This window comes from Methylobacter luteus IMV-B-3098, from assembly GCF_000427625.1.
Taxonomy (GTDB): Bacteria; Pseudomonadota; Gammaproteobacteria; order Methylococcales; family Methylomonadaceae; genus Methylobacter; species Methylobacter luteus.
In genome coordinates, this window is the sequence record NZ_KE386569.1 from 3,419,535 (window position 1) to 3,442,775 (window position 23,241).

Consider the following 23,241-nt stretch of genomic DNA (forward strand, 5'->3'; position numbering starts at 1 on the left):
TAAATCATGGAAAACGAATTGGTTTTTATGCTCGGGCCACTGGCCATTGGCGTATCGGTCCTGACCACCTGGGGCATCATGCTGGTCACTGCGGTACTGGCCTGGCTTGCAACCCGGCGTCTGGACATGCTGCCCGGTCCTCTGCAGGCCATGGTGGAAGGCATCGTCTCGGCGCTGGAGGAAGCTGTTCTCGCGGTCGCGCCGGAACATGGCCGGCAAATCATGCCTTTTGTCGGGACCTTGTGGCTGTTTCTGATCGTCGCCAATCTGATCGGCTTAATACCCGGCCTGCATTCGCCGACACGCGATCTGTCGGTCACCTCGGCACTGGCCGTACTGGTGTTTTTTTCGGTACACTGGTTCGGTATCAAGACCTGGGGACTTAAACAATATCTGCGCCATTATCTGGCGCCCAGTCCGATTTTACTGCCTTTTCACATCATCAGCGAATTGACTCGCACGCTGGCCCTGGCGATTCGGCTGTTCGGCAACATCATGAGCCTGGAAATGACGGCGATGCTGATTTTGCTGGTCGCGGGTTTTCTCATGCCGATTCCGATTTTGATGCTGCATATCGTCGAAGCGCTGGTGCAAGCTTATGTTTTCGGCATGCTCGCGCTGATTTATCTGGCCGGCGCGATACAATCCCAACAACTTAATCGACAGGAATAGTTATGACAGACATCGCTTCAATCGTGTTCGGCTCCACTCTCGCCGCCATCATCGGCATTGCCCTGGGCGTCATGATGCCGGCTCTGGCCATGGCAAAAGCGATCAGCAGCGCCTTGGAAGCCTTGGCCCGTCAGCCGGAATCGGAGCAGTCGATCATGCGGACGCTGTTTATCGGATTGGCGATGATCGAATCGCTGGCTATCTACTGTCTGGTGATTGTTTTGATCGTACTGTTCAGGAATCCGCTGCTTGAATTCCTGACCAAATAATCGGGCCAGAACAGCCATGGAATTCAATTTTTCCACCTTTGCGCTTGAAATCATCAATTTCCTGATCCTGATCTGGATCCTGCAACGGCTTTTTTATAAACCGGTACTGGCCGTCATTACCCGGCGCAAGCAGCACATCGACCAAACACTGGCCGAAGCCAAAAAGCTGCATCAAGAGGCCGAAGATTTACGCCAACACTATGAAAACCGGCAAAACGAGTGGGAGCAGGAAAAACAGGCCGCGCTTAGCGCGCTGCGCCGGGAAATCGAGGCCGAAAGAAAAACGCAAATGGATCAGCTGCAGGCCGATCTTGACCAGGAACGGCAAAAAGCCAAAGTAATCCTGTCAAGGCTGCAGCGTGACATCCAGCAGCAGGCCGAAAAAAAGGCGTTGCAAAACAGCGCCCGCTTTGCAGCCATATTGCTGCGCCAAGCCGCAGGTCCCGAACTGGAAGAGCGGTTGTGCGCCATGCTGCTGGAGCATTTCAATGATTTGCCCGAGGAATGCAGACGCTGCCTGCAAATGCTGGAGGCTGACCAATCGGTGTCCATTCACATTACCAGCGCCTATCTCCTGCCGGACGAGCTAAGACAAAATCTGGAGCAAAAGCTGGGGGCACTCATCAACAGGCCCGATGTGTTTCATTATCAACAGGACGCCGGGCTGATCGCCGGCCTGCGCATCGATATCGGCGCTTGGGTCCTGCACGCCAACCTGCAGCATGAACTGACCGGCTTTGCCGAGATTGCCCATGAATTCGACTGATGCCGAAGCGCTCGCTGACTTGGTAGACAAGCAAAGCGCCTGGCTGGATCAGTATCAGCCGGAGCTTCGGGTCACCGAGCAGGGCACGGTCGTAACGATCGGGGACGGCATTACCTGGATCATGGGATTGCCCTCGGCAGCCATCGACGACATCCTGATATTTGCCGATGGCAGCCGCGCCATGGTATTTGACCTCAACCGTGACCGGGTCGGTGCGATTCTGCTGTATGAAACCGAAGCGCTGACGTCCGGCACGCTGGTGCATTTGTCTAAAAACGCGCCCAGCATACCGGTCGGAGACGCTTTTATCGGCCGGGTGGTCGATCCTCTGGGCACTCCGCTTGACGGCATTCCCGCTCCGGTTCCCGCCGGACGGGGCGGCCTGGAGCGAGCGTCGCCGCCGATTATCGCACGGGATTTCGTTCACGACCCGCTGTACACCGGCATTAAAATCATCGACACCCTGATTCCGATCGGCAAAGGTCAGCGGCAACTGCTGATCGGCGACGAAGGGCTGGGCCGCAGTTCGATCGCAATCGACACCGTCATCAATCAAAAAGACAAAAATGTCGTCTGCATTTATGTGTTGATCGGGCAGAAACGCTCAACTGTGGTGAACACCATCGAAACCTTGAAAAAACAAGGCGCGATGGATTACACCGTTTGCGTCGTGGCCGAAGCCAGCGCCTTGCCCGGCCTGCAATATATCGCCCCGTTCGCCGGCTGTGCGCTGGCCGAACACTGGATGGCGCAGGGCCGCGATACGCTGGTCATCTATGACGATTTGTCGACCCACGCGAGAACTTACCGCGAACTGTCCCTGCTGCTGCGCCGCCCGCCCGGGCGCGAAGCCTATCCCGGCGATATTTTCTTCGTGCATGCCCGCCTGCTGGAACGGTCGACCTGCCTGAATGCCGAAAACGGCGGCGGCAGCATGACGGCCTTGCCTATCGTCGAAACCCAGCAGGGTGAAATTGCCGCTTATATTCCCACCAACCTGATCTCCATCACCGACGGCCAGATTTATCTGGATGCCAACCTGTTCGCCTCGGGATTCCGTCCCGCCATCGATATCGCCAAGTCGGTATCGAGGATAGGCGGCAAGGCCCAGCACTTGAGCATCAGTAATCAGGCCGGGCGAATGAAGCTGGATTATTTGCAGTTTCTGGAACTGGAAGCCTTTTCCCGGTTCGGCCAGCGCCTGGAAGCCTCGATGGAAGCGCGGATTCAACGCGGACGCGTGCTGCGGGAGATTCTCAAGCAGGAGCGGCTGAGCCCGCTCAGCAGTCTTTTTCAACTCGCCTGGTTGATTGCTTTCAATGAACACTTGTTCGACCAGGCCAAGCCGGAGGAGATTAAAGATTTTCTGGCGCGGATGAAAAAAGGCATCAGCGACACCAGGCTGACGCTGAACAGCAGCCCTGACCAGTGGTTGCAAGCCATCGGCGACTGGCTGGGCATCGAACCGAATCCGCAGCCATGAGCCAAAGCCGGCGTCTGCGACAGCATATCGCCCAGATGGAGGATATCCGGGGCATTTTAAATTCGATGAAAAATCTCGCGTTTATAGAAACGCACAAGCTGCTCCGCTTTCAATCCGTGCAGAACCAGGCGGTCAAGGCCATTGAAGATGCGGCCATGGATTTCCTGAGTTTTCACCCTTATCTGTTGGATACCGATGTCAAGGCCCCGCATATCGTTATTTTGATCGGGTCCGAGCGCGGTTTTTGCGGCGACTTCAATGACAGCCTGATTAATGAAATAGCGCCAGCAGCCTACTCGGAGGACATCATCCTCATCGGCAGCAGACTGGCCAACCGCTGGTCCGATGTCTATCCCGAGCCGGTTGCCACGCTTGAAGGCGCCAATGTCGCCGAAGAAGTGCCCGCCATTGTCAACCGCTTGCTCGGCGCGATTACCTCGCTGCAGGAAACGCGCGGTTTCTTTGAATTGAGTGCCGTTTATCACGACAACACGCTGAGCCGGCCCACGCATCAGCCCCTGCTGCCGCCTTTTCAGCAAACCGTTCAGGAGCGCCCCCGCTTCGCTTTCCCGCCGCTACTGAATCTCGATCCGGCCGATTTTTTTGCGGACATGGTGGAACATTATTTATTCGCCGTACTGCATAAGCTCTGCTACACGTCGCTGATGGCGGAAAATCACCGGCGCTTGCAGCATCTGGATGGGGCCGTGCTGCATCTCGACAATGAAACGGCAAAACTGCACCGGAAATTCCAGATGCGCCGGCAGGAAGAAATCACCGAGGAAATTGAGGTCATACTGTTGAATGCGGAAAATCTTTAACAAAGCCGATGAATCCGACGCTTTCAAGTCATGCGGATGGCGCCTTGCTGATCGGCCAATTTTTAGTCAATCTGATTCAATGATCCGAATAATGAGGATTTGGGGGGGAATTTCACTTTTTTGTAACAGAGTTATCCACAATTTTTGTGGATAACCCGTATCCCGCAGATCGAAAGGCGTTGAAAACTGCCGGTAAAGAGCGTCCGGATTGAGCATTAAAAGTGGCATTAATGCTCTGTTTTTAAATGGATGCGACAACTGTCAAATAGCTGACGCTGTTTTACAGCGATAAGGCATAATCCAGTAAACTGACACAAACCCAGCCAAAGCCTATCGTGGTAATGGCAAAACTAATCGCGGTGTAGGCTCTCCACACCGGCTTATTCCAAAAGTCCGGATCGAAGGCGGCAATCACAAAAACACCGGGATTGCTGATGCCGCCGATGACCACCAGCCAGCAGGCGATTACGGGCAATGGCACCTTTACGGCGTAGAATCCCAAACAAAATAGCGCCATCAAGGCAAAATCGATATGAGCTCTAATAAGGGTCTTATAGTCGACCAGAAAATCGCCATCGATGCCTTTAACAGGAAACCATCTGGCAAAGGTCATCAACCATGCCGATGCCAGAACGGCAAAAATCATCAATACAGCGCCTATCAATAAAACTTCCATTACCTGTTCCTATCACTAAGTTTTTAAATTAAAACTATACAGACCGGTCTGTATAGTGTCGCAAAAGTATACTGATCGGTATAATCGTTTGCAACCCTGCCACCGCCTGATCATGAAAATGCCCACCCATCTGCAAGAAAAAATCCTGAATGTCGCAGCTGATCTGTTTTATCGCCAGGGCATTCGGGCAACAGGGGTGGATGCCATTGTTAAAGCGGCAAACACCACCAAGATGAGCCTGTATAAATATTTCCCATCCAAGGATGATCTGGTGCTGGCTTTTCTGCGCAAACGGGACGGGGATTTCCGGCAGTGGTTTGTTGAGCAGGTGGATTCAAAAGCCGATACGCCCGAAGGCAAATTGCTGGCGGTTTTTGATGTGATTGGCGCATGGATGGCCATTCCGGAGTTCCGAGGCTGCGCTTTTATTAATGCCGCTGCCGAATTTCCACTGGAAGGCAATCCGGTCCATCGGGTGTCCGCCGAGTTTTACGACAGTTTCCGAAGCTATATTTCAGATCTGGCGAAAGCGGCGGGATGCGCCGATCCGGAAAGCCTGGCTTTGCAACTGAGTTTACTGGTCGAGGGCGCGATCGTTTCTGAACAGATGAAACGCCATTCAGGCGCAGGCGAATATGCCAAACAGGCTGCCAAAATGCTTATTGAAGGCAGCATACCCCATAAAAAAACAAGACATCCCCAAAAACAAACTTCCCAGGAGAGACAATGAGTGAATTTTTCCACGATGGCAGCCGGCAATTACAGGATCGCTTTGAGACGCGCCCGTTAGCGGACCGGCTGGTTGAAGCAATCGTCAGCTCGCAAATCAGCCCGGAGGACAAGGCATTCATCGAAGAACAGAACATGTTTTTCCTGGCAACTGTTGACCGGGAAGGCCGGCCCAACTGCTCCTATAAAGGCGGAAGCCGCGGCTTAGTCAAGGTGGTCGATGAAGCCACACTGGCTTTTCCGCTGTACGATGGCAGCGGCATGTACATTTCAGCGGGCAACGTCCTGGTTAATCCGCATGTCAGTTTGCTGTTCGTCGATTTTCAGCAGCAAGCCCGTCTCCGCCTGAACGGCGACGCGTTCATCCAGGACGATGAGCCCTTGCTCAATCACTGGCCGGAAGCTGAAATGGTCCTGCGGGTCAGCGTGCGTGAAATGTTCCCGAACTGCCCGCGTTATATCCACAAAATGGAGTTGATTGAAGAATCGGCTTTTGTACCCAAGGCCCAATGCGAAACGCCCGCGCCGGCCTGGAAGCATCTGGAGGTTGTGGCCGATGTATTGCCGCCCCGCGATGCGCATTTGGCCGGGCAAGAGCAGGATGCCGCAGCCGCACTGAACAGAAGCTGAGAAACTTCTAACAGAGGGTGCCATTTTCAGAAGATGGTTGCACCATCTCATTGAAAATTTGCCAGCAAAGCGCATCGAAATTGATCCATGCGTTGACTGGCAAATCGGCGGAAAATATTCGATGCTGTTTTACAGGCCCAGATCGCTCAATCCGGGATGCTCATCGGGGCGCCTGCCCAGCGGCCAGAAGAACTTGCGCTCGGATTCCTCAATGGGCAGGTCGTTAATGCTGGCGTAGCGGCGCATCATGAAGCCGAGCTCGTTGAATTCCCAGTTTTCATTGCCGTAGCTGCGGAACCACTGCCCTGAGTCGTCATGCCATTCGTAGGCAAAACGTACGGCAATGCGGTTGCCGGTACAGGCCCATAATTCCTTGATCAGCCGGTAGTCCAGTTCCCTGGCCCATTTGCGCGAAAGGAACTGTCGGATTTCCTCATGTCCGGCCGGAAATTCGGCGCGATTGCGCCAACGGGAGTCTTCCGTGTAGACCAGCACGACACGGTCAGGATCGCGGGTGTTCCAGGCATCCTCGGCCATGCGCACCTTTTGGGCGGCGGTTTCAGGTGTAAAAGGGGGAAGCGGCGGTTTGTTTTCCATGTCTGATCTCCTGCGGCAATGAGTTGCGTTAGATGTAGACAGGTTTGTCTACTGCGAAAAATAGTACCCTTTGTAGACAGATCTGTCTACAATACAAGGATGCAAACTAATATGAACCCAGACAGGCAATCGCTCCCGGCGCGCGAGCGCATTCTTCTTACCGCGCATGATCTTTTTTACCAGGAAGGCATCCGTGCAACCGGCATTGACCGGATCATTGCGGATGCAGGCGTCACCAAGGTGACTTTCTACCGGCACTTTCCGAGCAAGAATGATCTGATCCGCGCATTCCTGGAATACCGGCATCAGCGCTGGATGGCGTGGTTTATTGACGCGCTTGAACGCCATGGCGGTAATTTGAATGCGCTCATACCCACCCTGGCGGAGTGGTTTCGAAGCGGCAGCTTTCGCGGCTGCGCTTTCCTTAACGGCGTGGGGGAACTTGGCACCACTCTGCCCGAAGTGGTTAAGATCACCCGGAGCCACAAGCAAGACATGACAAAGGCCATTTCAGACCTGCTTCCGCCTTCCGAGCTTCGCGAACCGTATGCGCAGGCCATATCTGTGGCGGTGGACGGCGCCATCGTTCGGGCGCAATTCGACGAAAATTCCGAGGCGGCGCTTAAATCACTGAGCCTGGTCTTAGATGTGCTGCAAAGAAGTTTGTGATGTGACGGTACTTTTGTGGCCGCTGACCTATGTTTTCGTGTCCGGCCTGAAAGACCCGATGGTTTTCACGCTTGATAATTTCGCATCAGTACGGATTTTGGAAAAAGTCGGCTTCAGATTCTCCCATCAAGCGTTTCTTATGGGGATGCCAAGCAAAATATATGCTCTCCCGGATAGCAAATTTTGATGCTGAACACTATAGATAAGGCAGAGCTTGAGCTTATTGCCAATCGGAAAGTTCTAGCGTATAAATTGAGCCGATCGGAAATGACGGTTGGCAAAAGACAATTTTTATAACTGCCAACGCCATGGCTGGAATCCCGCCTTTACAGCCGCTCCACTGCAAATATCTTCGCTTGGGAAAGGGCCGCGCCTCGAAAAAACAACCCTGTTGAATTTTTAAAGGAAGCTACGGCGTTGCCGGGCAAGGGCTATGGACTGCTTAGGCGTGAAAATGCGGGATTCATCGGTATGACAGGGCTTTCTGATCAGATCATTTTACATATACAACAAGGAAAGCTTTATGAAAAAAACATCTGTACCCTCCATTGTCGCAGGCATGCTCATGTCCGCGGCATCGGTGTCGTCCCTGGCCGATACGCGCACGCCGGTCGTCGTGTTCCCTGCCTTCCATCTGACCACTCTCGAAGTGAAAGTCCATAACCAGACGGCATTCCCGGACTGTCCCGCATCCGGCAGTTTCGAAGACTGGTTCCCCAACCCGAATCCCGGCACGGAATTCAGCCAGGTTTGCAGAGACAAACTGCTGACATTGGTGGTCGACCCGGACAAGAACCTGCCGATGTCATCGCGCTTCTCCAATCAACCGGGCGTCAAGGTCAAGGTAAAACACTATGGCGATACCGAGAGTGCGCCTTTCTATGAGCCTCTGTACGTGTTTCTGGAAACAAACGGCTACGCGCGCAACCAGAATATCCGCGTTGCCGGCTATGATTCCCGGCTGACGCCGGATATCGGCAGCTTTCTGGAGAAAACCAAGGAACTGATCGAGGAAACCTACCACCAGAACCAGAATACCCCCGTGCACCTGGTGGGGCACTCCAACGGCCCTCTGTACATACAGTACCTGCTCACGCACACGACCCAGGAATGGAAGAACAGATTCATCCACGGCTTCACGCCGCTGGCCGGCAACTGGCCCGGACAAGGACTCTTGTACCCCGTTTATTTTACCGGCCTGAATATCATTGACTTCACCTTCCCGACCGACGCCGCGAATGCGGCCAGCAGCGCCGCCATGTACCAGAGCCATCCTTCCAGCTACATGAGTTCTGCCGATCCTGCGATTTTCAAAGATCAGGAAACCGTGTTGCAGGTTGGGGATATCTCGTACACGCCGGAGGATCACCAGCAACTGTTCGAGGATGCCCATCTGCCCTTGTCGAAAGAGCTGGCCGCTGCCTACATAGGCTTCGTCAAATTCAATGAGCCACAGCACTTCCCGAACGTGGATGTCTACGCCGAAAAAGGTTCCGGGCTTGATACGCTGGTGGGTCTGGGACTTCCGGACCTGTCGGTTGGGCAGGTGGTTGACTTCAACAGCGCGCCCGTGTTTGTCCGCGACGGGGATGGCAACCAGGAAGATCTCACTAACGATGCGGCCTATGTCTGGCAGAACATGCCCTGCTACCATTTTGAGCTGAATGACAACGCGGGCGTGGACCATTTCGGGCTGGCCATTGATACGGCTGTCCTGAACCGCCTGCTGACTCATCTTCAGCGGACGAAATCGGTTTGCCCGGCCTCATGAACTAGCTGACCGTCTTACGACAGTCGCGGCCTGGTCCAACGGTCGGGCCGCTTAAAGCTATTTTTCAGAAGCATTCCTCAAAACCCATCCGCTCAGGCAAAATCCGCATCCAGCACGATACGGTAACGCGCCTTGCCCGCCGCCAGATGCTCAAGCGCCTCGTTGACCTGACTCATCGGAAAATGCTCGACCTGCGGGGCGATGTCGTGCCGTGCGGCAAAATCCAGCATCGTCGCTATCTTTATGGGGCCGCCCGTCGGCGATCCCGAGACGCTCTTTTGTCCGAAAATCAGATCGATGGCCGGAATCGGCATCGGCTCGAGTACGGCGCCCACGACATGCAGACGGCCGTTGGGCTTCAGCGTTTTCAACAGCGCCGCCCAGTCCAGCGGCGCATTGACGGTCACGATCAGCATATCCAGCGAGCCGTCGATTTGCTGCATGGCCTCGCTGTCGTGGCTCGGGACCACGTGATGGGCGCCGAAGCCGCGCGCTTCCTCGGCCTTGGATGCTTGCGACGTAAAAGCTGTCACTTCGCAGCCCCAGGCATTGGCAAATCCGAGGCCCATATGGCCCAGGCCGCCGATGCCGACGACGCCGACGCGGTCGGTCGGTTTGACGCCGAAGGTCATCAGCGGCGCGAATACCGTGATGCCCCCGCACAGCAGCGGCCCCGCACTGGTCATATCGAGCGCGTCCGGCAGCGGAATGGTCCAGGCCCAGTGCGCCCGGACCCGGTCGGCAAAACCGCCCTGGTGCCCGACTATGGTCGGCACCGCTTCCGCACAGAGGTTGTTGTTGCCGGTCATGCATTCATGGCAATGCATGCAGCTGCCGGCATTCCAGTCGACGCCGACCCGCTGCCCGATACTTAAGCCCTTGGTGTAATCGCCCAGGGCCACGATTTTTCCTGTCACCTCATGCCCCGGAATAACCGGATACTGGGACATGCCCCAGTCGTCATTGATGATCGACAGATCGGAATGGCAAAGGCCGCAATATTCGACGGCGATTTCCACCTCTTCCGGACCGAGCGGCCCGGCGTCATAGCTGAACGGTTTGAGTTTCTGCCTGGGACCGTGCGTGGCCCAGCCGTGAATTTCCGTCATGAGATGTTCCTCCGGGTCAGTGGTGAACGTTCAGTACCGGCTTGTTTCAGGTCCTGTCTGGCCGGGTTTGCGCATGTTTACATTCTTCGCGGCGGATTCGGGTGCTTTCATGAGGTTTTCTCCCGAATTTTCAGATTTAACTATGACGGAGACAGAAAGGAAATGTTTCCGGGCATCGGCAACTTTATTCTGTCTCAGGACTTCGGCAGATTGAGCCGCAATAACCCCGCTGCCCGAACGGCAAGGCCGCCGCTCTTCGCGCCATAAGCCAATACCAGCAGGCCCAAAGGAATGCCGGTTACCCAAACGATGTACGCTGAATTCAGCGTGTTCCGGCCATCCACCCAGCCGCGCAGCAGCGGAATCAGTAGCGTTACGGTTAAATACAGCAATGCCGCAATCATCACGGACGCGTACCAATCGCGGCGCCGGTCCAGGCTCAGTTGCAGGCAGATACTCAGGAAATAGCTCAAAATGCCGATGAGGCGATGGCTGTCCGATGCCGGCAAGGCCAGTCCGTCGGACAGCGCTGCGCCTGCATAAACGCTGAGCAGAATCCGCAGGCTATTGGCGCACAAGGTAGTCAGCCAGGCCGCCAGAACCGCAACGGCGATGCGGCTCAGGGGTTGTCGCCGGTCCGGCAGCAACCACAAGTAACCGACCAGCGAGATAATGAAAAAATTGCCACCCGCACAGGCCTTGACGATGCGGATATGATGCCGCACGTCCAGCCATTCCCCGCCGGCCAGCGGTTCAAAGGACAGCGGGCTGAGCAGTTCCAGCAACAGAACCAAGGGATATAGCAGCCATTGCAGTTCGTCGGCGCTGGCCTGGCTGTAGTAGTGTTTTAGGCCGAAGACCATGAGGGCGGTCAACCCCCAATTGACCGCCGTACGGTTGAACATTTTCAATTTGCTGTTAAACATGGGGTTGGCTCTTACGCAGCGAGTTGGCGGCGATCAACGCCATGAGCATGGCCATCAGCCAGTAAAATTCGGGTTCCGGCATGGGCTGCGAGGCCAGCGCGTATTCGGAAACGCCCTGCGGCAGAGGCAAAGGCTGCTGTACGTTTTCAGCCTGTTTTGCCGCATTGGCCACGACCTCATCCACGGCAATGAAAGCGGTGTACGGCGTCAGCAGGGAATAGCCCAAGCCCAGCTTTACAATCTCGTCGCGATTCGATTCCATCTCGTTGCCCGCCATGTCCGCCAGATGCATCAACCGGTTTCTTGCCCACAGTACGGGGAGCAGTTCGGCGCGGCTGTCATGGCTTGCCTCGGCCAGCGGCATCGCGACATGATACACACCGTTCGCGCTTTGCCCGTGCAGATCAATCACGGCTTGATCGCTCGTTGAGCGGTATTTGCCGAAAATCACGATGGGCCGTTCCGCGAGCATGAGCGGTACGTTTTTGGGTTCCTGATCATAAATCTCGACATCTTTACCGCTCACGGCAATATTGCTCAGCAACGGCGCTTCAATATAGCGGCGAAAACGCGTGCTTACCGCATCCACCTCTTTTTCGCCGGTGACGATAAACGGCTCACCGGCGCCGGCTTTAGCCATGGATTCGATAAGATGGCGGTTCACCGAACTGCCTATGCCGAACGCAAACAGATTGCTGTCGTTGAGATTGTCGGCGATCAGCGTGTAGGCCTCGCGCTCGGCACTCACAAACCCGTCGGTGACCACGACCAGGCTGCGCGCCACATCGGGCTTGCGCGGCATGGCATACGCCTGGGTCAGGGCATTGATCAGTTCCGTGCCGCCACCGCCGGTATACGCCGACATCATGCCGAGCGCCTGCTGAATGTGCTTGGGCGTTGCCGTTAACGGCTCCGGCGACAAAACACGGGCATCGCCGGCAAAAAACAGGATGTTGAACGATTCGGTCGGTTTCAGTGCGCTCAGCAGTCTGGTCATCAACTGTTTGGTCGTATCGAGCGGGAAACCGATCATCGAGCCGGACACGTCCACCACGAACAGATATTCACGGTTCATGACTTGCCCGGACTGCACGCGGGCGGGCGGTTCGGCCATCATCAGAAAGTAATTTTCCGCGCCCTGGCTGTAAGTCATCAAGCCGGAGACGATTTGCTCATCCTGCAGGCGAAAGCGCAGAATAAAATCCCGATTGCCCGGCTGCGTTTCGGAACCGGCCAGGCTGACCGTCGCCGATCTGTCGTTCTGCCAGTGGGTTTCGATTTCATGCTGAACCGATTGCAGGTCCTTAAGCGCGATGGGGCTGTCGATGCTCAGATTGATGCGGGTTTCGGTCGCCGCCGGATTGCGGCCGTCGCCGGTATCCTTGGCGTAAGGGTTGGCGATCCAGGCGGCATCGCGCGCCACCTGAAACGGATCGCTGCCATAGCGCGGCCCGACCACGGTCGGATACACCAGCTCGTAAACGCCTTGTTCGGGAATCAGCAGTTCGCTGTAGGTGAGCTTCAACTCCACGTCGTCGCCCGGCATGATATTGGCGACATCCATCATGAACACATTCGGCCGCTGCTGGGTCATCAGCGCGGCGCGCTTGCCTTCCTGTTGCGCCTTGGCGAATAAATGCTCGGCCTGGGCTTTTTCCTTGATTTTGGCTTTGACGATACGGTTGCCGATTTTCATCGTCAGGCCATGCACGGCGGAATGCGTGGAGCCCGGAAACACATAACGGGCATTGATCGCGCGTTTGCCGGCGTTGCTGTAATGCTGGGTGACGGTCACTTCGGCAATCGGGCCGTTGATGCGAATATCGGCATGGCTGGCTTTTAACGGCAGCACATCGGTCGCAGGGTCTCCGTCCGGTATCCATAATCTGGGTGCAAGGCTTTCGGTGCAGTCGTCGCAAGTCGTCCCGGCATGGCTGCCGGCGGCGATGCAGAACAGCAGGATGATAATTGATAGGGGCTTGAACATGGTTTTTCCTCGTCATCTGTGGTTTGGGATGAAACGAGTATAAAAACCGGATAAGGGGTTTTTATGTGGCGAACATGTGTTTTTGATGGGGAATATGTGTAAAGCCCGTGCCCGCCTGTGGGGGCGAATTAATTCGCCCAAGGCGACTGCCAAAAGTAGGCGCTCTAGGCGAAGTCGCCCCTACAATGTTGCTTAACCTGAATATTTCGCCATGAACGACTTGTATGGGCAGGAGATGACCCCGTCATTTCTCTGCATTCGAAATAGCTCTGATTGAGTCTGAAATTAATTGTCTAACTTCGATCTGTCGCTGAGCGGCTTGGGCAAGGCAGTTGTAAACATGAGTATTGAAGTTATCTGGATCTGGTTATCGTGAAAATTACGTAGGTTATTCCGTTTAGAGCCATAACATTTTCAGAAAATTGTTTTGATACGGTGGCCCAGTATATAAAATATGCAGATCTAGAGAATCACTTGTTATAAGCATGAAATGAAGTGTGTACAAATGGAAAAAATTGGAAATCGAGAATTATTGTATTCTGGTGATTTTATAGTCCCAGCAGGAGAGCAAGTTGAGATGTTCCTTAACCTCAAAGGCTGGAAACTTAAAATTGTTGTTATTTTTGATCCAAATGGCAAGGAACAAGGAATAACAATTAGACCAATTAATGATTACGCTGAAATTACCCTAATAAAATGGGATAACGGGCTTGGTACATGCACCACTAAACCAGCAGAGTTAGGTACATATCATTCAGGTGAAAAAATATTTTTTACAGCTGCCAATTTTTGTATCGGAGGAACGAACAATTTGACCTTTCAAGTTCTCATGGGAAGCAAAAATGACTGAACCACAAGGTAAGTTAATTCCTGAGACTGTTGAAGTGACATACGTTCACAGCAACTTAAGTCAAGAAGTAATTAAAATAACCACAGACAAATTAAAGTTAATTCTAAAGGACCACCTACATCTCATGGAGAGAAAGAAGGAATGGATAGCTCCTTTAGGTATTGTTATTACCTTGGTTGTTGTTCTTACAACAACCACTTTTCAAGAAGCTTATTTCTCGGCAGACACGTGGAAGGCGATATTTGTAATTATTCTAGTGCTATCTTCTTTATGGCTACTAAAGTCATTTTGGTACTTTTTTAAATCTCCTTCTATTGAGGAAATTGTAGAAAAGATCAAGAAAGGCGAATAATGTTTATAACAACGCGGTAAGGCGCACAAACCGTACCACGTACGGCACAACCTACCTACAGACGCCAAAGAAGTCTGGGATACCGTGCGATCGAAAGCAACGAAAAATCAAAAAACTCACCGATGAAGCGAGCAAAATGGAAAAAATCCTTTCCTCGAAGGACAAAGCAGACGCTAAGCTGCCAGCTACAAACAAGCCTAACGTCCCCAAAAAAGTCGATAAATTTTAGACAGCCCTGATCGAAAACAATACAGTCCCCATTAATAAAGAATACGGGCTAAGCCAAACATCCAGGGCGGCTTAGTCCAACACGCATTTATCTGTCATGCTCATACGGTAGATAAAATACTTATTTGTCAGTCGCTTATCACGCCATTCCACTTGCAAGCAATGTGATATTGGTATATTTTCTATACCATGATTACATTCGAGTTTGATGAAAATAAGAGCCGGTCCAACTTTGAGAAACATGGAATTGATTTTGTCGGCGCTCAGCAACTTTGGGATGATCCAGACCTTCTTGAAATACCCGCAAAAACTGTTGATGAACCCCGAGCGCTAATCATAGGCATGATTGCTGGAAAGCACTGGTCTGGTGTGATTACATACCGGGATGGAAACATTAGAATTATTTCTGTGCGTCGAGCGCGGCAAGAAGAGGTGGATCTATATGAAAGCTAAAGAGCTTGACCAAAAATTTGATAACGGGGAAGACATCCTGGATTCCTTGGATTTATCTAAAGCCAAAAGAATTATGCACGATCAAAAAAGGGTTAATGTCGATTTTCCTGCCTGGATGCTTGAGTCATTGGACAGAGAAGCAAGCCGCGTCGGAGTAACACGCCAATCCATAATAAAAGTCTGGTTGGCTGAGCGCCTTGAACAACTGGCTGCTAACAAAGCATTACAGCGGACAAGCCGCTGAATGCAGCGTTATGCTATTCAATGACTGATGATTGGTTTAAACAACTATTAATGTTTCCAACGCGGTAAGGCGCACAAACCGTAGGGCGCAATAGCGCTAGCGTATTGCGCCGCATGCCTGCCGATTACCGAATGGCGTTCCGTATGTCCGTATCGCATGTAGCGAAAGGGGCATTTGGTACCGCCGTTTTTGGGAACATGTGGTTCGGGATGACGAAGACTATGCGGCCATGTCGATTACTGCCCTATCAACCCTAAAACACGGCTTGGTTGAACAGATGGCCGATTAGTCTCGTTCAACCTTTCACCGTTATGTCGAGCATAGGCTTTAGCCGTCAAATCGAACCACTAAGCCAAGCATTACACATGCCGTTGGGGAATACGGATGATCATCATGCTTATCCTAACTCGATCGATGCGGTTCGCGCCTCACCGCATCCTACCGAGCCGGGTTAAGTCGTCGCTCATCCTCTTTGCGGAAACTTGAGCCGCGCTTCCGTGCCGTTATCATGCGAAACCAGTTCCACCCGGCCCTGATGCAGTTCCATCACTTCCTTCACAAAGTTCAACCCTAATCCTGAACTTCGTCCGCGATTAGCAGGGCGGGGCAGGGAATAAAAACGCTCGAAAATGCGTTCCCTGGCATAGTCCGGTATGCCCGTGCCATGATCGCGAATGGACACCACTAGCCAGTCCTCGTCGGCATAGCCGCTAATATGGATGCGCCCGGCATCGGGCGAAAAATCGATGGCGTTGTCGATCGCATTGAACAAGGCCTGACGAATCAAAAAGCGCTCGCCCTGCACGCTGAACGTTATCGGATTATCGAGGTTTAAACTGACTGAGCGCCGCTCCAGCGTGCCCTGCAAGGAACCGCCGATTTCATCCAGCAGTTCGGCAAGCGGAACCGTTTGCGCTTCAATCGAGCCTTGCCGGTTTTCCAGCGCCGCCAGTTCCAGCAGGCGCTGAATGAGATTTAACGCCCGGTCGTTTTCGGACTGAATGTTTTGAATGAACCGCTGGCGCTGGGCGGCAGGCATCTCTTCCAGCAATAATTCCGCCGACGCCTTGATCGACGTTAACGGACTTTTTAATTCATGCGCCAGGGTTTGCGTGTACTTTTCGATATAGTTCTTGCCGTCGAGGGCTTTGCGCATGGCATCGATGGCATTGACGACCGTGCCGATTTCATTGCGGCCCAGATCGGGAACGCTAACCGGCTCGCCCGCGGCGATGCGTTCGGCAAATTGGGCCGCCTGATAAAGCGGACGGCTTACCCAAAGATAGAGCATGGTGGCGATGGCAATCACCAGCACGGTGACGCCCAGGACCGTCCATAATAAATCCTCGCGGGCGGCCATAATAAAATGCGACACGGTGACCTTAGGCTTACCGACGCTGAGTACGCCGATGATGTCATTGCCGCGATAAATCGGTGCGGCAATGTAGGCGATGGAATTGCTCTCGCGTTGTTCGATCCCATGCATGCGCTTGTCATTCGGCGACGAACGGGCGCCATATTGGCCTTGTAAAGTCCTGGACACGTCGCGCCAGCCGGCAAAATTCTTACCGACATCGAGTTGGTATGAATCGAATAATACTGTACCGGCCCTATCGGTAATGTAGATGCGGATATCGACATCGTTTTTTTTCAGGCCGTAAATATCGGCGTTGACCTGCCGCGCATAAACATGGGTTAACGCGGCCTGCAGTTTGTCAAAGCGCGGCGCGGCCTGATTGAATTCAGGCGCGGCGATTTCGGCCAGAATGTTGGCCATGTCCACTAACGGCTCTTCGAACGATTGATAATAACGCGGCCGCAGCTCCAGGCTGAGCCAGCGCTCAAGCACAAAAAAACCGCTGCCCAGCGTGACCAGAAATATCAGCAGTATGCGGGTCCTGACCGTCATGCCGGCGGATTCAAGGCATAGCCGATGCCGCGCAAGGTGCGAATGGGGTCTTCATCGGGACGGATGGCATGCAGTTTGGCTCGCAGGGTTTTGATATGCGTGTCGATGGCCCGGTCCAGGCGATGCTCCGGCGCGTCCCAGCAATGCGCCAGCAGCGCTTCCCGGGTAAAGACCCGCTGCGGCTGATTGATGAAAGTATGCAGGAGCCGGTACTCCTGCAGCGTTAAATCGAGAGGGATGCCGTAATAATGGATTTCATACTGTTCGGGAATAATCCGGAAACGCTCGGTGGCGGCAATCGATGGCGGCGCTTCCGGTTTCGGCTGGCTGCGGCGCAATACGGCCCTGACCCGGGCATTGAGTTCGCGTGGACTGAACGGTTTGCCGATATAGTCATCGGCGCCCAGCTCCAGGCCGACAACCCGGTCGATCTCCTCGGTGCGCGCGGTCAGGAAAATCACCGGCGGCGGTGCGGCCAGTCTGGCTTGCAGCGATCTCAGGACATCGAAGCCGTTCATATCCGGCAGGCCGATGTCCAGAATTATCAACTGCGGGCGCAGCGCTAACGCTTGCTGTATGCCATCGGCGCCGGTAGCGCACCAATGCGTTTTAAAACCATCCGTATTCAACGCGTAACAGATCGTTTCCGCGATGACGGGTTCGTTTTCAATTATCAGTACCGCGGACATATCATTGGGTCAGTAGGGGCGAAAGCTGGAAAGGGTCGATTATAACCAAAATTAATGCAGGGTTTTCCATTCGCTACGTCATCGGCTTGGCATGGTCTGAGAAAATCAGGATCTTGCGCGGGACGATATGCATCCCGTCCCTAACGTTTATCTATTGTCTGAGCCAAGTGGCTACACTTAACAAGGCAAATCGCTCCAAATCAGCAGTATAGCCCAAAGCATGAAGGTAATGGCCGCATCAAACGCTTGGGACGGGGCTGTAAAACCCGGTCCCGCAGGAAGTGTGCGAATGAATTCGCACCTGCAAATTCCTGATTTATTCCGTGCTCATTACTAAACGGCTAGATCCTCCTCCAATTCCCTGACCAGCGTGGCGACCAGGATTTTTAAGGAGCCGGTCTCCTGAAAAAGCCGCCGTTGGCGAAGATAGCTGGGTTGCTTGACAAGATGGCTTTCCAGATGCTGCAAGTAAGCCGTGGTTCCCAGTTCAAGAGCGGTTGGGGTCAGCTTTTGGAAAGTTTCCAGAATCACTTCCCTGAGAGGACTGCTGTGGCCCTGGCCATCGAAGATATAGTCGGCCTCCAGTCCCTGGCAGGATGCGTTGAAATGATTCATTTTTTCCATCCACCAATGATGCGGGGGAAGATGGCCACATGCTCCCTGTTCGTGGCAACGCAGGAGATAGACGATCAGGGTGTAGACCAGCGCCGCCATCATTATATTCTCGCGGACTGTAGGCAGCGCATCCATCACCCTGACTTCAAGGGTGCCGAAACCGGGGGAGGGGCGCAAATCCCAGTGGAGATCGCGACAGATGGCGCTCAGTCCGGCCGTACGGGTATTTTGGAAGAATTCGGCAAAATCGCTCCAGGCACTGAAACTGGGCGGCACGCCGTAATCTTTCATTATCGCCAGGAATCGCTGACGGAAAGAGGCAAAATTGGTGTCTTCTCCTTCCCAAAAGGGTGAACTGGCCGATAACGCCAGCAAGATAGGCAAATAGGGCTTGAGCAGGGTCATGACGGCAAGCGCCGCATCGCCGGAAGGCATCCCTACATGGACATGCAGGGCGAAGGTTTTCAGGCGGTGCGACAGGTACGCCATTCTCTTCTCGATGGCGAGATAACGCGGCCGCGGGGTGATGCGGACCGGACGCTGGCTGAAAGGATGGGTGCCGGCGGTACAAAGGGCCATGCCTAAAGACTCACAGCGTCCCTTCAACGTCCTGACCAGCGAAATCACATCCGCTTCCAGCTCCCGGATGTTTGCGCAGACCTTCGAGTTGATCTCAACGGAACACTGGGTCAACTCCGGCTTGATTTCCGGCGTTTCGGGATAGCTGTTCAGCAGGACTGATATGCCATCCGTCAAATCCAGTGTAACAGGATTCAGCAGTTGGAACTCGATTTCCATACCCAACGTGGCATCGGGGCATGCCTTGAATTCGATGTAGGGATGAATCTCGTGCTCAGGCATGTCAGGCATAAACTCTGATCGCTTCTCTTGCGACCTCGTTGAAGAAGGCGGCTCCGACCTTCAAGGCTTCTTCATCAAAATCGAAGGCCGGACTATGCAAGGGAATGTTCTCCCAGCCTTCTCGCCGGGCGCCGAACCGGACATAACAGCCCGGAATCTGCTCAAGATAGTAAGCGAAATCTTCCGCTCCCATGCTGGGATAATCAAGGGGGACCAGTCCCTGCTGCCCGACCACCTTAAGCGCCGCGAGTCTGGCGATCTCCGCCTCCTGTTCGGTATTAACCACGGGCGGGTAACCTTCCGCAACCTCCACATCGACGACTGCGTTATGCAAGACGCCGGTCGCTTTCGCCATGCGGTTGAGGCCCTCGATGATTTGCTTTCTCACTTTGCGCTGGGTGGTTCGAATCGTTCCCTGCAGGACGGCATGCTCCGCAATGACATTGGGCGCCGTACCGGCCTGTACCTGGCCGATGGTCACCACCGAAGGATGAAACGGGTTGATTTCCCGTGAAACCAGGGTCTGCACCGCCATGATCAACAGACCGGCGACGACCACGGCATCGACGGCCTCATGGGGTCTTGCACCGTGTCCCCCGCGGCCTCGTACCCGGATGGTGAACCTATCGGACTGGGCGGTAATGACACCATGGGCGACCATGATCTCACCTACCCTGAACTGACGCATCACATGACCGCCAAAGATCGCCTTTACGCGATCGAGAGCCCCGGACTGGATCATCACCCTAGCCCCGGCCCCCCGCTCTTCGGCCGGCTGAAAAATCAGCACCACGTGGCCTGGCGGCGGATTCTGCTTGAGCATGGCCGCAGCTCCCAGGAGCATGGCCATGTGGCCATCGTGCCCGCACGCATGCATCTTGCCCGGATTGACGGAAGCAAAAGGCAGACCGGTCGTTTCGTCGCCGGGAAGACCGTCCATATCGGCCCGCAACGCGATTGTCGGGCCATCATCCTGGCCGGTGATCCTGCCGACAATGCCGCCGCCCACCCCGCCATATTCGAAAGGAATATCCAGGCGCCGCAGTTCCTCCATGATGACCGAAGCGGTTCTCTCTTCCTCAAACGCCAGCTCCGGATAGCGATGGAAGGTCCTGCGCAGTTCCACCATTCGGGGAAATATCAACTCGGTCAATGCCTGCCTGCTCATAACCCCTCACACTGCTTTATTATTCGGAAACGGCTATTGTTACATTTGATTCGGTTCGTCGTGTAAGATTCCGCTAACGTTTAAATGTTGGCCAATATTGCATAAACATTGCGGCTGCGATGAATGCCACGCCCGGTTTGAGGTACGGTGTGATTGCAAATGATCCCAGGAACTCGTAGGATGCGGAGAAGCACTAAGCGCATCAATTGCGAATGTTAGGCTTCCTTCGTCAGCCAGCCTTAGCGCGCTGAGTACGCGAATTAGAAAAAACACTACTGAAATACACAACATGGCCAAAAATGTTTACCAAAAACCATCGCCGGAAACCCAGTCGGAAGCGTTGAAAATCGCCAGGGCAACGCAGCGTCCCGGACAAACCAAGGAACAAACCAAACTGATCGCCCAGGGCATTGAAAAAGGCATTGCTCTTTATAAGAAGCAGCAAAAGGAAAAGGCGAGGGAGTTGAGCCGGAAACTCAAGAGAGCTTCAAGCCAGCAGCAGAGCTCTGCCGAACCGGAGGATCAGGAAATCACGGAACGGATCGTTTACCGGCAACATTGGCTGCCCTGGCTTCTGCTGGCTTTGAGCTGGTTAGGCTGGGGCGTTTATTTTTTCGTTTCCCAAGGCCAATAACATCCATTGCAGTTAACTGCGCGGGGATACCGCTTGATGTCGGTAAAGGCCTCTGCTTTTGCTATCCCCAAATACCGGAACACAGGACGGAATCGTGAGATGAATTCCGCCGCACAATGGCCTTTATGCGGCGGATACTACTTGTTTCTCCGCCGAATTCGTCAACTCTTCAAAATACTCCACCACCCGCTCCGCCTTGCTATGCGAATTCAGTTCTTCGGCCAAAATGATGTTGCCCGAGGCGGTTTTGGCGATGACCTGGTAATTGATGTGATGGGTGTTGCCGGACTGGTAGCTGCCGTTATGCTTGATTTCTATAGCATGGATCAGCGGGTAGGTGACGGTCTTATTGCCGACCTGGATGCCGAGGATTCGGCGCACGGCGGTGAGCGAACGGCCGTCGAATTGGACGTGCAGCGAATTGAACAGCGCGTACAAGCCCCACAGCACGATCAGGCCACCGACGAAATGAAAAATACTGCTCATGATATACAGCGGGAAGCCATCCTGCACGGCCCGATGCCATAAAAACGCGCCGCTGCCGTTGAAGATGCCGCCGAACAGGATGAGGCCGAGCGCGTTCAGCGGCTTGCGCAACATCGGGTAGTGGATGTCGACGCGGTTGCCGATTTGGGTTAACGGCAACAATGTGACGGCGTCGGGTTGCACGTGCCCATACGGCAGGTGCTGCGAGGATAGGGTGGCAATGTGCCGGGATTTTTCTCTGCCGGGGTAGACGGGAATTTCGAAGCTGCGTTGCAAATCCACGCCGGGCATGTCGCCGTGGACGTTGAGCCGCCACAAATGGTAATTGTTGCTGGGTTCTTCGCTTTCAGGCAGGCCGTCCGGCACTTCGAAGCGGAATTGCAGGCGGACGCCGCGCATCGCCGGCTGGACCTCGGCATAGCCTTTGTGCTGCCAGATGACTTTTTCGCTGCGCGAACGGTTTTTTCCGCTGCCCGATATATGGCTGTTGATGCAGCTCAGTGTCACTTCGAAGGCCGTGGACGGTTGATAAGGAATATTGACGAGTATCTCGCCGCCGACGTCACCGCCGATCGCGCCGGGGAACGGATCCATGGTCATTGGCGTCGCACCGAAGCGTTTCCATTCCAGCGTGATCTTGCCCGCCCAAAACAACAGACCCAAACCGACGCACGGGAATGCCAGCACCAGCAGCGCAATCGCGCCTTTTTCGCGCCAGATGTCCGTGACCGCAAAAGTAGCCGGGGCGCTGAGCAGATTCCAGAGTACGGCGAAGCCCCAGGCGAAGTACATGCCGGTTTTCCCACCGGAACGGATGACACCGCCTTGCCATTCGGGCCGATGTAACCAGGGTTGCGTGCCGCTTGCCGATGTAATGGTGGCTTTTGTGCCGCGCAGACCGAAATAGATCATCGTAAAACCGATGCCGCCGAAGGCGATGACGAAAATCAATTTGAAACCGAGCAAACCCCAGCGGATGTCGCGATTCAACACCGCATCATTCGGACTTGCCGGATCGTACCAGACACTGACCGTTTGGCCGGTTTGATAGGCATTGTCTAAACGGTTCCCCAGCGTTTGCTGAAAATCGCCGACGTTGTCGGCGCTTGTGCCGATGGCGACGCGGCTGCCGCGATAGTTACGCCCGTCGACGTCATAACGGTATTCGGCTTCTACCCGATAGGTTGTGGACTTGCTGGAATGGTTGGTGACGAGCTGCGCTTGCAGTAAGGTGCCCGGTGTTTCCGACCAGGAAGCCATGCGCAGAGCGTCGTACAGCGCCGGCGCGATGGAGAACAGCAGGAAGCCTGCGCCGATACAGAAAAACGGCAGCCCGAACAGGGCGAGAAGCCAACTTCTTTCGGTTTTGACGGTAGAGGGCATGGTTGTGCTCCAAATAGCCGCTGATGGGATAAATGAATGTCTGGGCGCCAGGCTTTGTCTGGTCTCGGCGTTTCTTGCGGGTCAGGGCGGGTTTGCCACGCATGGTAATATTTTAGTAGATGTGGCGTAATGTGCTAACTATGGATGAAAGCTCATGAAAAACGGACTCATGCAAACTTATGGAGAATTCCTGTTTGCTGCGGTATTTGGCTTGAAGTGATCTGATAGAATCGGGTTTACGGGGCAGGTTTTGTAAGATCGCCT

General features: G+C 54.1%; 24 protein-coding genes. 14 read left to right on the top strand and 10 right to left on the bottom strand.

The annotated features are described in order from the left end of the window. Positions 1 to 6 precede the first annotated feature (6 nt). From METLU_RS0118135 to METLU_RS0118155, 5 genes are read left to right on the top strand one after another with little or no spacing between them, the layout of a single operon-like run. A complete protein-coding gene (locus METLU_RS0118135) occupies positions 7 to 672 on the top strand; it encodes a F0F1 ATP synthase subunit A (RefSeq protein ID WP_036243264.1) in 666 nt (221 codons plus the stop codon). 2 nt (positions 673 to 674) lie between these two features. Beyond that, positions 675 to 941: an ATP synthase subunit c family protein gene (locus tag METLU_RS0118140; RefSeq protein WP_027159466.1), complete on the top strand. Its 267-nt coding sequence runs from the start codon at positions 675 to 677 to the stop codon at positions 939 to 941. A gap of 16 nt (positions 942 to 957) precedes the next feature. Next, on the top strand, positions 958 to 1,707 hold the full coding sequence (locus tag METLU_RS0118145; protein WP_027159467.1) for a F0F1 ATP synthase subunit delta: 750 nt from the start codon (positions 958 to 960) through the stop codon (positions 1,705 to 1,707). After that, complete coding sequence (locus METLU_RS0118150; protein WP_027159468.1) at positions 1,694 to 3,190, top strand: F0F1 ATP synthase subunit alpha; 1,497 nt, start codon at positions 1,694 to 1,696, stop codon at positions 3,188 to 3,190. Before METLU_RS0118145 ends, METLU_RS0118150 begins: the two co-directional genes overlap by 14 nt. Then, complete coding sequence (locus tag METLU_RS0118155) at positions 3,187 to 4,011, top strand: F0F1 ATP synthase subunit gamma (protein WP_027159469.1); 825 nt, start codon at positions 3,187 to 3,189, stop codon at positions 4,009 to 4,011. Before METLU_RS0118150 ends, METLU_RS0118155 begins: the two co-directional genes overlap by 4 nt. A 280-nt stretch (positions 4,012 to 4,291) precedes the next feature. Here the strand turns inward: METLU_RS0118155 and METLU_RS0118160 are convergent, their stop codons facing one another. After that, a complete protein-coding gene (locus METLU_RS0118160; RefSeq protein ID WP_027159470.1) occupies positions 4,292 to 4,687 on the bottom strand; it encodes a hypothetical protein in 396 nt (131 codons plus the stop codon). A gap of 112 nt (positions 4,688 to 4,799) precedes the next feature. Between METLU_RS0118160 and METLU_RS25790 the strand changes: the two genes are divergently transcribed. Next, positions 4,800 to 5,417, top strand: a complete 618-nt coding sequence (locus tag METLU_RS25790) for a TetR/AcrR family transcriptional regulator (protein ID WP_231383647.1) — start codon at positions 4,800 to 4,802, stop codon at positions 5,415 to 5,417. Beyond that, the gene (locus METLU_RS25795) at positions 5,414 to 6,046 is read left to right on the top strand and encodes a pyridoxamine 5'-phosphate oxidase family protein (RefSeq protein WP_036243266.1); all 633 of its coding nucleotides are present in this window, start codon (positions 5,414 to 5,416) and stop codon (positions 6,044 to 6,046) included. The genes METLU_RS25790 and METLU_RS25795 overlap by 4 nt, the downstream gene beginning before the upstream one ends. A 129-nt stretch (positions 6,047 to 6,175) precedes the next feature. Here METLU_RS25795 and METLU_RS0118175 read toward each other — a convergent pair whose 3' ends face one another. Then, positions 6,176 to 6,643 (bottom strand): nuclear transport factor 2 family protein, encoded by a 468-nt coding sequence (locus tag METLU_RS0118175; RefSeq protein WP_027159471.1) that lies wholly within the window; start codon positions 6,641 to 6,643, stop codon positions 6,176 to 6,178. 111 nt (positions 6,644 to 6,754) lie between these two features. Between METLU_RS0118175 and METLU_RS0118180 the strand changes: the two genes are divergently transcribed. Both METLU_RS0118180 and METLU_RS0118195 read left to right on the top strand, forming a co-directional pair. Beyond that, the gene (locus METLU_RS0118180; protein WP_196806561.1) at positions 6,755 to 7,312 is read left to right on the top strand and encodes a TetR/AcrR family transcriptional regulator; all 558 of its coding nucleotides are present in this window, start codon (positions 6,755 to 6,757) and stop codon (positions 7,310 to 7,312) included. Positions 7,313 to 7,835: 523 nt separating this feature from the next. After that, positions 7,836 to 9,083, top strand: a complete 1,248-nt coding sequence (locus METLU_RS0118195) for a lipase/acyltransferase domain-containing protein (RefSeq protein ID WP_027159474.1) — start codon at positions 7,836 to 7,838, stop codon at positions 9,081 to 9,083. A gap of 92 nt (positions 9,084 to 9,175) precedes the next feature. Here METLU_RS0118195 and ahr read toward each other — a convergent pair whose 3' ends face one another. The 3 genes from ahr to METLU_RS0118210 form a co-directional block, all read right to left on the bottom strand. Then, a complete protein-coding gene (gene ahr, locus METLU_RS0118200) occupies positions 9,176 to 10,192 on the bottom strand; it encodes an NADPH-dependent aldehyde reductase Ahr (protein WP_027159475.1) in 1,017 nt (338 codons plus the stop codon). Between the two features lie 194 nt (positions 10,193 to 10,386). Beyond that, on the bottom strand, positions 10,387 to 11,118 hold the full coding sequence (xrtK, locus tag METLU_RS0118205; RefSeq protein ID WP_027159476.1) for an exosortase K: 732 nt from the start codon (positions 11,116 to 11,118) through the stop codon (positions 10,387 to 10,389). Beyond that, positions 11,111 to 13,105 carry a VIT domain-containing protein gene (locus METLU_RS0118210; RefSeq protein WP_027159477.1) on the bottom strand — a complete coding sequence of 665 codons (1,995 nt, stop codon included), beginning with the start codon at positions 13,103 to 13,105 and terminating at the stop codon, positions 11,111 to 11,113. The genes xrtK and METLU_RS0118210 overlap by 8 nt, the downstream gene beginning before the upstream one ends. A 505-nt stretch (positions 13,106 to 13,610) precedes the next feature. Between METLU_RS0118210 and METLU_RS0118215 the strand changes: the two genes are divergently transcribed. The 4 genes from METLU_RS0118215 (at position 13,611) to brnA (ending at position 15,232) form a co-directional block, all read left to right on the top strand. Continuing rightward, complete coding sequence (locus METLU_RS0118215; protein WP_027159478.1) at positions 13,611 to 13,955, top strand: DUF6864 domain-containing function; 345 nt, start codon at positions 13,611 to 13,613, stop codon at positions 13,953 to 13,955. Then, positions 13,948 to 14,307, top strand: coding sequence for a hypothetical protein (locus METLU_RS0118220; protein ID WP_027159479.1), 360 nt, complete (start codon positions 13,948 to 13,950; stop codon positions 14,305 to 14,307). The genes METLU_RS0118215 and METLU_RS0118220 overlap by 8 nt, the downstream gene beginning before the upstream one ends. 417 nt (positions 14,308 to 14,724) lie before the next feature. Beyond that, positions 14,725 to 14,988: a BrnT family toxin gene (locus METLU_RS0118225; RefSeq protein WP_027159480.1), complete on the top strand. Its 264-nt coding sequence runs from the start codon at positions 14,725 to 14,727 to the stop codon at positions 14,986 to 14,988. Continuing rightward, positions 14,978 to 15,232, top strand: a complete 255-nt coding sequence (gene brnA / locus METLU_RS0118230; protein WP_027159481.1) for a type II toxin-antitoxin system BrnA family antitoxin — start codon at positions 14,978 to 14,980, stop codon at positions 15,230 to 15,232. Before METLU_RS0118225 ends, brnA begins: the two co-directional genes overlap by 11 nt. Positions 15,233 to 15,695: 463 nt before the next feature. Here brnA and creC read toward each other — a convergent pair whose 3' ends face one another. From creC to METLU_RS0118250, 4 genes are all read right to left on the bottom strand, one after another. After that, positions 15,696 to 17,141 (bottom strand): two-component system sensor histidine kinase CreC, encoded by a 1,446-nt coding sequence (gene creC, locus METLU_RS0118235; protein WP_027159482.1) that lies wholly within the window; start codon positions 17,139 to 17,141, stop codon positions 15,696 to 15,698. Beyond that, a complete protein-coding gene (gene creB, locus METLU_RS0118240) occupies positions 17,138 to 17,830 on the bottom strand; it encodes a two-component system response regulator CreB (RefSeq protein WP_027159483.1) in 693 nt (230 codons plus the stop codon). The genes creC and creB overlap by 4 nt, the downstream gene beginning before the upstream one ends. Positions 17,831 to 18,163: 333 nt before the next feature. After that, positions 18,164 to 19,315 (bottom strand): carboxylate-amine ligase, encoded by a 1,152-nt coding sequence (locus tag METLU_RS0118245; RefSeq protein ID WP_081679135.1) that lies wholly within the window; start codon positions 19,313 to 19,315, stop codon positions 18,164 to 18,166. Beyond that, positions 19,308 to 20,459, bottom strand: a complete 1,152-nt coding sequence (locus METLU_RS0118250; RefSeq protein ID WP_231383648.1) for a M20 metallopeptidase family protein — start codon at positions 20,457 to 20,459, stop codon at positions 19,308 to 19,310. The genes METLU_RS0118245 and METLU_RS0118250 overlap by 8 nt, the downstream gene beginning before the upstream one ends. A gap of 304 nt (positions 20,460 to 20,763) precedes the next feature. Here METLU_RS0118250 and METLU_RS0118255 point away from each other — a divergent pair, with 304 nt between their 5' ends. Further along, positions 20,764 to 21,108 (top strand): DUF2956 domain-containing protein, encoded by a 345-nt coding sequence (locus METLU_RS0118255; RefSeq protein WP_027159486.1) that lies wholly within the window; start codon positions 20,764 to 20,766, stop codon positions 21,106 to 21,108. A gap of 123 nt (positions 21,109 to 21,231) precedes the next feature. Here METLU_RS0118255 and METLU_RS0118260 read toward each other — a convergent pair whose 3' ends face one another. Then, positions 21,232 to 22,977 (bottom strand): DUF3592 domain-containing protein, encoded by a 1,746-nt coding sequence (locus METLU_RS0118260; protein WP_027159487.1) that lies wholly within the window; start codon positions 22,975 to 22,977, stop codon positions 21,232 to 21,234. Between the last annotated feature and the right edge of the window lie 264 nt (positions 22,978 to 23,241).

Coding starts and splice junctions, on each gene's coding strand:
- METLU_RS0118135 (WP_036243264.1), top strand. CDS start 7: ATGGAAAACGAATTGGTTTTTATGCTCGGGCCACTGGCCATTGGCGTA.
- METLU_RS0118140 (WP_027159466.1), top strand. CDS start 675: ATGACAGACATCGCTTCAATCGTGTTCGGCTCCACTCTCGCCGCCATC.
- METLU_RS0118145 (WP_027159467.1), top strand. CDS start 958: ATGGAATTCAATTTTTCCACCTTTGCGCTTGAAATCATCAATTTCCTG.
- METLU_RS0118150 (WP_027159468.1), top strand. CDS start 1,694: ATGAATTCGACTGATGCCGAAGCGCTCGCTGACTTGGTAGACAAGCAA.
- METLU_RS0118155 (WP_027159469.1), top strand. CDS start 3,187: ATGAGCCAAAGCCGGCGTCTGCGACAGCATATCGCCCAGATGGAGGAT.
- METLU_RS0118160 (WP_027159470.1), bottom strand. CDS start 4,687: ATGGAAGTTTTATTGATAGGCGCTGTATTGATGATTTTTGCCGTTCTG.
- METLU_RS25790 (WP_231383647.1), top strand. CDS start 4,800: ATGAAAATGCCCACCCATCTGCAAGAAAAAATCCTGAATGTCGCAGCT.
- METLU_RS25795 (WP_036243266.1), top strand. CDS start 5,414: ATGAGTGAATTTTTCCACGATGGCAGCCGGCAATTACAGGATCGCTTT.
- METLU_RS0118175 (WP_027159471.1), bottom strand. CDS start 6,643: ATGGAAAACAAACCGCCGCTTCCCCCTTTTACACCTGAAACCGCCGCC.
- METLU_RS0118180 (WP_196806561.1), top strand. CDS start 6,755: ATGAACCCAGACAGGCAATCGCTCCCGGCGCGCGAGCGCATTCTTCTT.
- METLU_RS0118195 (WP_027159474.1), top strand. CDS start 7,836: ATGAAAAAAACATCTGTACCCTCCATTGTCGCAGGCATGCTCATGTCC.
- ahr (WP_027159475.1), bottom strand. CDS start 10,192: ATGACGGAAATTCACGGCTGGGCCACGCACGGTCCCAGGCAGAAACTC.
- xrtK (WP_027159476.1), bottom strand. CDS start 11,118: ATGTTTAACAGCAAATTGAAAATGTTCAACCGTACGGCGGTCAATTGG.
- METLU_RS0118210 (WP_027159477.1), bottom strand. CDS start 13,105: ATGTTCAAGCCCCTATCAATTATCATCCTGCTGTTCTGCATCGCCGCC.
- METLU_RS0118215 (WP_027159478.1), top strand. CDS start 13,611: ATGGAAAAAATTGGAAATCGAGAATTATTGTATTCTGGTGATTTTATA.
- METLU_RS0118220 (WP_027159479.1), top strand. CDS start 13,948: ATGACTGAACCACAAGGTAAGTTAATTCCTGAGACTGTTGAAGTGACA.
- METLU_RS0118225 (WP_027159480.1), top strand. CDS start 14,725: ATGATTACATTCGAGTTTGATGAAAATAAGAGCCGGTCCAACTTTGAG.
- brnA (WP_027159481.1), top strand. CDS start 14,978: ATGAAAGCTAAAGAGCTTGACCAAAAATTTGATAACGGGGAAGACATC.
- creC (WP_027159482.1), bottom strand. CDS start 17,141: ATGACGGTCAGGACCCGCATACTGCTGATATTTCTGGTCACGCTGGGC.
- creB (WP_027159483.1), bottom strand. CDS start 17,830: ATGTCCGCGGTACTGATAATTGAAAACGAACCCGTCATCGCGGAAACG.
- METLU_RS0118245 (WP_081679135.1), bottom strand. CDS start 19,315: ATGCCTGACATGCCTGAGCACGAGATTCATCCCTACATCGAATTCAAG.
- METLU_RS0118255 (WP_027159486.1), top strand. CDS start 20,764: ATGGCCAAAAATGTTTACCAAAAACCATCGCCGGAAACCCAGTCGGAA.
- METLU_RS0118260 (WP_027159487.1), bottom strand. CDS start 22,977: ATGCCCTCTACCGTCAAAACCGAAAGAAGTTGGCTTCTCGCCCTGTTC.